Source organism: Acinetobacter sp. YH12049, assembly GCF_013419875.1.
Taxonomy (GTDB): domain Bacteria; phylum Pseudomonadota; class Gammaproteobacteria; order Pseudomonadales; family Moraxellaceae; genus Acinetobacter; species Acinetobacter amyesii.
Genome location: NZ_VOZH01000067.1, coordinates 1 through 8,603 on the forward strand (window position 1 = coordinate 1; position 8,603 = coordinate 8,603).

Sequence of the window (8,603 nt, forward strand, 5' to 3'; positions counted from 1 at the left end):
TGAGGTGTGTAGTCTTCACGCTCTAGAAAGCGATTTACACTATCATGCGAGATATTATAAGTCTCGGCAAGTTGTGTGCAGCTAATAGAGTTCGGTTCTGTCATGAGAAAGCCCATATAAATGGGTAGAGTACAAGTTGCTGTAGAAGCATTTTTAATTCGTCTGATCACAGATACTTTATAAAGTATTTTAATACTTTTTTGAATCCGTCAATGCGTAAGTCCTATAAATAATTGGAAATTTATTTATGTTGGAATTTAAGTTTAATCGTAGACAACAATTTTTAGATGAAAGTTACTATAAGTCTACGAGGAGTGAACTTGTCAGGGCTATAGAAAGTTTTCTAAGCGAATCAAATAATGATGAAGATATCGAAGCAGGATGGGTCGACTCTTATTCGATAGCGTCTAGATATCAGTTTGATTTGCTTATTTTGGACTATACTGCTGGTAAACCAATTGAATATTTACGTTTAGAATTCGATAAAGTAATTGAATTATTCAAGGTACTTTCTATAAAACAAAGAGCCTATTATAAAGATAATAATTTTAGTGTTTTTGATATTGAAATTTTAGATGACTATTGTGTATATATATGGATTATCAGCCTTTGTTATTTATTAAAAAGAACTGATTTACTACCGTTGGTAGCTAACCTTGTTGATGGAGAGGATCAAGAAAATGGAGGGAAAGATTGGATTGTAGAGGAATTTTTGGCTTTTAATGACGATAACCGTTTTGATTGTTCAGATGTTCTTTTTCCAAATCCTTATTTTGAGTTATCAAATGCATTTTTGACCCAAGATAATAAAGTTTCAGTCAAGCATTTAAACAAATTCTTGAAAAAATGGTATAAAGATTTATCTGGAGCTCCATGGCATGATAGCCATAAATCAGAGGGTAGATATTATGGATATTGGGATTTTGAAGCAGCTTGCGCTGTTATTCTATTAGAAATAGAAAATGATAAAGAATTTCATGAATACCTCTATTATCCAAAAGACTTAATAGAGTTCTATCGTACGTTTAAACCTAGTAGTGCTGAAATTGACCTCCTAACTAAATATCAAAAAGTATCAATTCAAGCAGGTGAAAAATGTCCTCAATCGGGATATTGGTTCACTGTAGCTAAGGAAAACACTCGTAAATACTTTAAACAAGGGGAAATTTTCCCTGATTTTGAAAGTGATTGGGGGGATGTATATTGGCAGTTTGACGGTGAAGAATAAGTGAAAATATGCCCTTCGGGGCAGTTTTTGGGCATAAAATGGATTTAGTTAATATAAAAAGACAACAATTTCTTACACCTCAAATGTATGAAACATTAAAGGCGGAAACTCTGAACACTATTGAAACTTTTAAAGTAAATCTTACAGGTGTTGGTGATTCACTAGAAGAAAGATGGGTATACTCTTATGCTATCGTAGCAGAGAACTATTTAAATCTACTTTTATTGGAATATACAGCTGGCAATAGTTTACCTTTTATTAGAAGCCAACTTGAAATAGTTATTGACTATTATGAGCAATATGGAAGTAAATTAAGAAGTTATCATAAAAATATAAACTTACCAGTTTTTGAATTATTTACTATTGATGGCTATTGTCCATGTATTTGGTTAATCAGTTTGTGTTATTTACTCCACCGAAAGGATTTACTACCTAGAGTTGCGAAATTAATTGACGGAGAAATGAGAGAAAATGTTGCTCAAGATTGGCTAATTGAAGAGTATTTATCTTTTTCAGATGAAAATAGATATGATTGTTCAACAGTATTAGTACCAAAACCTTACTTATTATTATGTGAAGCCTTTTCAAATCAAGATAATGAAATTTCTTTAGCTTTTGTCCGTAAGTTTTTAAAGAATTGGTACAAAGATTTATCAGGTGCGCCTTGGCATGATACTCATAAATCAGAAGGTGGCTATTATGGATACTGGGCTTTTGAAGCAGCGTGCGCTGTTATTCTGTTGGAGATAGAGAATGATACTGTCTTACATGAATACTTATATTACCCTAAAGATTTGGTTGAATTTTATCACAAATTCAAGCTCAAAACTTCAGTAATAAATTTTCTTGAAAATCATAATAAATTTTCAATTAAAGCTGGGGAAAAATGTCCTCAACAGGGTTATTGGTTTACAGTTGCTAAAGTGAACTCACGTCAATACTTTAACTTGGGAGATGTTTTTCCTGATTTTGAAAGTGATTGGGGCGATGTGTATTGGCAGTTTGATGGTGAAGAGTAATTTATGCCTTCGGGGCTTGATAATCTTGGATCTCTAAAAAATAGAAGTATAAATTAACGAATATTTTATGAGTACAGTACAACTTTATTTAAATGAACAAGAAATAGCTGAATTGGCTCGAGATATTCCTCAGGATACTTCCATAATTTATGGAGAGGAAAAGAAAGAGTTTGGTATTTGCCCCTATATCACTTTGTACATGCATCAAGAAAATGCTGAAGATCTACTAAATAAAGTTTTAGATATTTATATTGAATTTGAAAAAACCATAATAGATAAACCTTTTCAATTAAGGTTTAGGAGTGACACTGAGGTTTGGAAAAAGGCTGATAAATGGATTAGAAGCCGAGATGAGCTTTTAGTTGAAATGCATAAAATCTTTAAAAAATATTTTGTATATTTTATAGGTGCAACATCAGCCGAGGCGGATACACAGAGTGCACGTTGGGCTTTAGAAAGTAATATTCGAGACTCAAATGAGCGCTATTCTAGTATTAAATTAACTTTTGGCGATCAATGGTATAAAACCAATAAGATGGTTTGGCACACTTTTGTTGAAAAAATTTTAAGACAACTCAATCCAATACAAGCTTATAGCAGTTATGAAATAGGTAATACTGGACAGTTTGCTTATATTTCACCTGAGTTCGAAACTGTTGAACGCACATTTTCAGATTATTTTTATGGACTCGATATTGATCATCCTGGTATGGAGTTTTCTCATGAAAATATGTTTATTGCAGAAGATCGGGATGGTTTAGGTGGCGGTATTCGTACCCCAACATGGTGCTTTTTACTTTCTCCCTACTGGCTAGAGAAACTAGGCTTGAGTGAAGAACAAATTCGTGAAAAACTGGATGATCCACGAATTGAAATTACTAAAATTATAGACCTAGAAGATTCAACAAAATACAGCTTATGGATACGTTTGGGAGAGCTTTCACTTTATCCAGTTGAAGCAGGTGTTCCTGATTTATTGGTGATGGCAAATGAACTAATTAAACCGATACGTTGTGATAACTTAAAACTGACCACTTTGGATGCGTGGTCAGATGATCCAAATCCACGTTTTGATGCCGTAAGTTCAAAGCAATGGATTGCACGATTTGATGAAGACAGCACTTGGCCTGAATTAAAACGAGTGAAAGTTGAAGTTCAAGAACCAGAAAGAATAGATATTGTTATTGCCGGTAGCCCATGTCCTCACGCAGGATATTGGTATACTTTTGCTAAAGAAAACTCACGTCAATATTTTAAACAAGGTGATATATTCCCTGATTTTGAAAGTGATTGGGGGGATGTGTACTGGCAGTTTGATGGTGAAGAATGATTTATGCCCTTCGGGGCATTATTTTTTGGAATAAATATGGAATTTAATAAGAAGATTAGGCAAGTTTTCTTAACAGAAAATATTTATGATCGTTTGTATGGGTATTTTTTTGAAATTTCTAAAAAAATTGAAAATAAAAAACAAGAATATAGTGGTATTTTGGAAGATCAAAGTCGTCTTTCACTATTCTTGGCAAGCGAAACATATCAATTTTTTTCATTAGAATATACAGCAGGTCATGATATTTCTAAAATGAGGTATTTTCTAGAAATAATAATTGAGAGATATGAAGCATATACTTTTGCTTTAAGAGAGTATGAAAATGATAATGATTGGGCACCATTTTACTTTACAGCTATAGATGAGTACGAAAGATGTATGCAGTTGATAGGACTGTGTTATCTATTACATAGAAGAGACTTATTACCACGTATTGCAGCGATGCAGGACAAAATTTACCATGAGCAAACAGAACAATTAGATACGCTGTATGAGGACTTTTTATCATTTGAGTTGATGGATAGATATGATGTAGATCAATGGTTTTTTGATAATCCATATCGCCCATTAATTTTTAGTAAATATAGAGATACTAAAAAAGAGAGTATTCAAGATATACGGGAATATTTGAAATTATGGTATCCCGCATTTGAAAGTGCTCCATGGCATGATATTCATAAATTGGATGAAAGTTTTTATTTTGGCTATTGGGCTATAGAAGCTGCTGCTTACGTTTATCTGTTAGATTTAGATGATAGCGAAATAACACATATGATTTATCCAAAAGATTTGGTTAAATTTGCCCGAGAATTTGTACCTTCTGAGAAGGATATAAGTAATCCTAGTACAAAAACTCTAAGATGCGAAGCAGGCCAAATTTGCCCTAAAACAGGTGAATGGTATAGTCCTGCGAATAACATGGAAAAACGTCATTTTAGACAGGGTGATGTTATGCCTGAGATTAAAGATAACCCTTGGGGATTAACGATTTGGTATCTGACTGAATAAGTAGATGCCATTCGGGCATTTTGGAATGGGTGGGGATATGTACTGGCAGTTTGATGGTGAAGAATAAATAAAACATGCCCTTCGTGGCATTAATTTTAGGATTAATATGAGTTTCTATAAATATAAAAGACAGATTTTTTTAACTGAAGACTATTATAAAAGTGCCTATGATTTTTATATAGAAGACGTTGATTTTTGGAAAGAAAGTGATGCATTTGAGGATGATGAGTATAATTGCGGCGAAAAAAGAAGATGGAATTTAATAACACATGATTATTCTTTTCTACTTTACCTTGTATACAGCAGGAAAATCTATAGGGGAAGTTATCCCCTTATTTGAAAAAGTTATAGAAGGATTTGAAAAACAATCTGAAGCCTTAGCTATCTTCCATAAGTCAAAAAAACCTTCTGTCATTCCAACTAAAAATGAAACGTTAAATATACTTGGTCTGGCTTTTTTATTTAATCGAAATGATTTGTTTGATCGTATACATTCATTAGTCAATGGTGAGGGTGAAAGTCATACGTGTGAAGATGAGGTTATTAATAAATTTTTTAAACTTAATGATCCTTCACATCCAACATTTAACGAAGGAAATTTATTTGCATTAGGTTATTCAAAATTATGTGATGTGATTGATAATGTGCTAGTTAAAAATAATAAAGAAACTGCTGTTAAATATTTAGATGAATACTTAGCTGATTGGTATCAAATGAATAAAAATGCACTTTGGTTTAATAGTCATCTAGAGCCTGCAGAAGAACTAAAATATTGTGGTTATTGGTCTTTTGAAGCAGCAGCTCTTGTTTATTTACTAGATTTGGATGACACTCCTCTACACAAGCATTTATTCTATCCTAAAGATATAGTTGCATGGGCTCGTAAAAATAATACTCAATCTGAAGTAACCCAAGAGAATCTAACTGTAATAAAAGTCAAAGCTGGCGAAAAATCCCCAAAAACGGGCTATTGGACAACCCCAGTACAAGTGGATTCACGCGTTCATGTGTTAAGAGGTGAAATCTTACCAACACTTTCTGAAACAGATTGGGGTGAAGTGTACTGGTATTTTAATGGTGAGGAATAAATAAAACATGCCCTTCGGGGCATTAATTTTAGGATTAATATGAATTTCGATAAATATAAAAGACAGATTTTTTTAACTGAAGATTATTATTTAAAGACTAAAGAATACAATGAAGAAGGAATACCCTTATATTTAGAAAGTGATGCATTTGAAGATGATCAATATAATTGTGGAGAAGCTTCAAGATGGCAATCTATTACATGGATCTATCATTCTTTATTATATCTTCATTATACTGCAGGAAAGCCAATAGAAGAAATATCTCCATTATTTGAAAAAGTAATAGAAGGTTATGAAAAACAAGCAGAAGCATTAGGAGTTTTTAAAGCAAGTAAAAAGCCAGTTGTTATTGGTGGTGAAGGTGGTTTTATTGCATTAAGTACAATTAGCTTAGCAGTATTGCTAAATAAAAATAATTTATTATCTACAATTAAACAATTAATCAATGGCGAGGATGGAGGAACTTTTAGTGAAGATGAAGTGATTAATAAGTTTTTAAAACTAACGGATTCTAATCATCCAGATACTGAAAGAGATGGGATATATAGTTATAATTTTTCAATATTATGCGATGTGATTGATAATGTAATAATTAAAAATAACAAAAATCATGCGATTGAACTGTTGGATGAATATTTGGCTGATTGGTATCAAATGCATAAAAATACACTTTGGTACAATAGTCATTTAAATTTAGATAATTATTCATATGTTGGTTACTGGGCTTTTGAAGCAGCAGCTCTTGTTTATTTACTAGATTTGGATGAAAGTTCTTTACATAAACATTTGTTTTATCCTAAAGATATAGTTGCATGGGCTCGTAAAAATAATACTCAATCTGAAGTAACCTAAGAGAATCTAACTGTAATAAAAGTCAAAGCTGGCGAAAAATCCCTAAAAACGGGCTATTGGACAACCCCTGCACAAGAGGATTCACGTGTTCATGTGTTAAGAGGTGAAATGTTACCAACACTTTCTAAGGCAGATTGGGGTGAAGTGTACTGGTATTTTAATGGTGAGGAATAAATAAAACATGCCCTTCGGGGCATTATTTTTGGGAATCAGAATGGTTTTTGATAAAAAGAAAAGACAGTTTTATTTAACTGAGGATAATTTAATCACGTTTGCTGATCATTATAGAGAATATATTGATTATTGGTTTAATAATGTAGGGGGAAGTGGCGATAACCTTGAAGAAAAAAAGAAGTTAGCAATGAGCACTCATGCTGAGTACTCATATAATTTATTTTCGCTATTATTGACGTCAGGATATGAGATTTTAGATTTAAGATTAATTTTTGAAGATGTAATAATTGCTTATGAAAAATATACAATCGCATTTAGAGCTGCAGAAAAAGATAATGATTGGGCGCCATTTTATTTTACCGCTATAGATGAGTACGAAAGATGTATGCAGTTGATAGGACTGTGTTATCTATTACACAGAAGAGACCTATTACCACGTATTGCAGCGATGCAAGACAAAATTTACCATGAGCAAACAGAACAATTAGATACGCTGTATGAGGACTTTTTATCATTTGAGTTGATGGATAGATATGATGTAGATCAATAGTTTTTTGATAATCCATATCGCCCATTAATTTTTAGTAATTATAGAGATACTAAAGAAGAGAGTATTCAGGATATACAGGAATATTTGAAATTATGGTATCCCGCATTTGAAAGTGCGGCTTGGCATGATACCCATAAAATGGATGAAGGTTTGTACTTTGGATATTGGGCTATAGAAGCTGCTGCTTACGTTTATTTGCTAGATTTAGATGATAGCGAAATAACACATATGATTTATCCAAAAGATTTGGTTAAATTTGCCCGAGAATTTGTACCTTCCAAAATGATATAAGTAACCCATGTGCAAAAACGCTAAGAAGCGAAGTAGGACAAATTTGCCCTAAAATAGGTGAATGGTATAGTCCTGCGAATAACATGGAAAAACGTTATTTTAAACAGGGTGATGTTATGCCTGAGATTAAAGATAACCCTTGGGGTCTAACGATTTGGTATCTGACTGAATAAGTAGATGCCATTCGAGGTATGTTGGAATGGATGGGTATGTGTACTGGCAGCTTGATGGTGATAAATAGGATAGAGTTTCCTTTTGGTTCTTCGTTTCTAATAGATAATATTTTAAATTTTCTTTGATTATTATTTTTAATTAAATAAATTAAAACCCCATATTTTTTAAAGGATAATGATGAATTTTTAAAAACGAATTTAATACTTATCATACTTTCAGCAATAATTTTAATAGGGTGTAATACTAATTCAACAAAAACTTATGTGTTGACCACAACATCTTATGGTTATGATGCAAGATATATTCCTTATATTGTTGAATTAAATGGAGAAGAGTTAGGTGGAGGGCTAGGTAGTGGAACGAAAAGATCAGCAGTGATAACAGGAACTCAATATATTAAATGGGGAGAAGGTAATAGCTCTAAAAAGCATATTGCAACCAATGTCCCCACATTGACGAATGAAAATTTAAAAGATAAAAAATATTTAGCTGTACATATATATCCAGATGACAGTGTGGAAATTAATTTATCGAATGAATTACCTGATGCTACTGAGAAAGGTTTAGAGTGGAGAGCAAAAATTATTGATGAATTGAAGGTAAAAGAAGAAAAATAGCTGTATCAGTCATTAGTGGCATGTCTTGTCCTGAAATAGATTGACAGTATTCCACTTCAAACCGAGTTAAGCAATTAGCTCGGTTTTAGTTTGCTCATACGTCTGATTCGGGGTGTTCATATTTAAACTTAAATGTGGTCTATAACAATTATAAATCATAATAGATTCCGCAATTAAGTGATCTAACTCCTTCATGGTTTGACATCGTGTAATTAAAAACTCCTGCTTTAATATTCCATTAATCCGCTCTGCTAATGCATTCTGGTAACAGT

Annotated in this window: 9 protein-coding genes and 2 pseudogenes; 9 read left to right on the plus strand and 2 right to left on the minus strand. The window is 32.5% G+C overall.

Features of this window, described 5'->3' with window-relative positions:
- Positions 1-170: pseudogene (locus FTU05_RS16630) on the minus strand (IS701 family transposase); the annotation flags it as partial.
- A 77-nt stretch (positions 171-247) separates the two neighbouring features.
- Here FTU05_RS16630 and FTU05_RS16635 point away from each other — a divergent pair.
- The 9 genes and pseudogenes from FTU05_RS16635 to FTU05_RS16675 all read left to right on the plus strand — a co-directional run bounded on the left by FTU05_RS16635 (position 248) and on the right by FTU05_RS16675 (position 8,331).
- Positions 248-1,228, plus strand: coding sequence for a PoNe immunity protein domain-containing protein (locus FTU05_RS16635; protein ID WP_180166089.1), 981 nt, complete (start codon positions 248-250; stop codon positions 1,226-1,228).
- Positions 1,229-1,266: 38 nt separating this feature from the next.
- Complete coding sequence (locus tag FTU05_RS16640; RefSeq protein WP_180060242.1) at positions 1,267-2,247, plus strand: PoNe immunity protein domain-containing protein; 981 nt, start codon at positions 1,267-1,269, stop codon at positions 2,245-2,247.
- Between the two features lie 67 nt (positions 2,248-2,314).
- Positions 2,315-3,577: a type VI immunity family protein gene (locus tag FTU05_RS16645; RefSeq protein WP_180166091.1), complete on the plus strand. Its 1,263-nt coding sequence runs from the start codon at positions 2,315-2,317 to the stop codon at positions 3,575-3,577.
- A 36-nt stretch (positions 3,578-3,613) separates the two neighbouring features.
- Positions 3,614-4,585: a PoNe immunity protein domain-containing protein gene (locus tag FTU05_RS16650; protein ID WP_180166093.1), complete on the plus strand. Its 972-nt coding sequence runs from the start codon at positions 3,614-3,616 to the stop codon at positions 4,583-4,585.
- A 269-nt stretch (positions 4,586-4,854) separates the two neighbouring features.
- Entirely contained in the window at positions 4,855-5,673 is an 819-nt protein-coding gene (locus FTU05_RS16655) for a PoNe immunity protein domain-containing protein (RefSeq protein ID WP_180166095.1), read from the plus strand.
- 39 nt (positions 5,674-5,712) lie between these two features.
- The gene (locus FTU05_RS16660) at positions 5,713-6,525 is read left to right on the plus strand and encodes a PoNi-like cognate immunity protein (RefSeq protein WP_257222275.1); all 813 of its coding nucleotides are present in this window, start codon (positions 5,713-5,715) and stop codon (positions 6,523-6,525) included.
- 181 nt (positions 6,526-6,706) lie between these two features.
- Positions 6,707-7,249: a DUF1910 domain-containing protein gene (locus FTU05_RS16665; protein WP_180166097.1), complete on the plus strand. Its 543-nt coding sequence runs from the start codon at positions 6,707-6,709 to the stop codon at positions 7,247-7,249.
- A gap of 15 nt (positions 7,250-7,264) precedes the next feature.
- Positions 7,265-7,540: pseudogene (locus FTU05_RS16670) on the plus strand (PoNe immunity protein domain-containing protein); the annotation flags it as partial.
- 437 nt (positions 7,541-7,977) lie between these two features.
- A complete protein-coding gene (locus tag FTU05_RS16675; RefSeq protein ID WP_373685140.1) occupies positions 7,978-8,331 on the plus strand; it encodes a hypothetical protein in 354 nt (117 codons plus the stop codon).
- 66 nt (positions 8,332-8,397) lie between these two features.
- Here FTU05_RS16675 and FTU05_RS16680 read toward each other — a convergent pair.
- The coding region (locus FTU05_RS16680; protein WP_180005052.1) for an integrase core domain-containing protein at positions 8,398-8,603 on the minus strand (206 nt) is incomplete at its 5' end.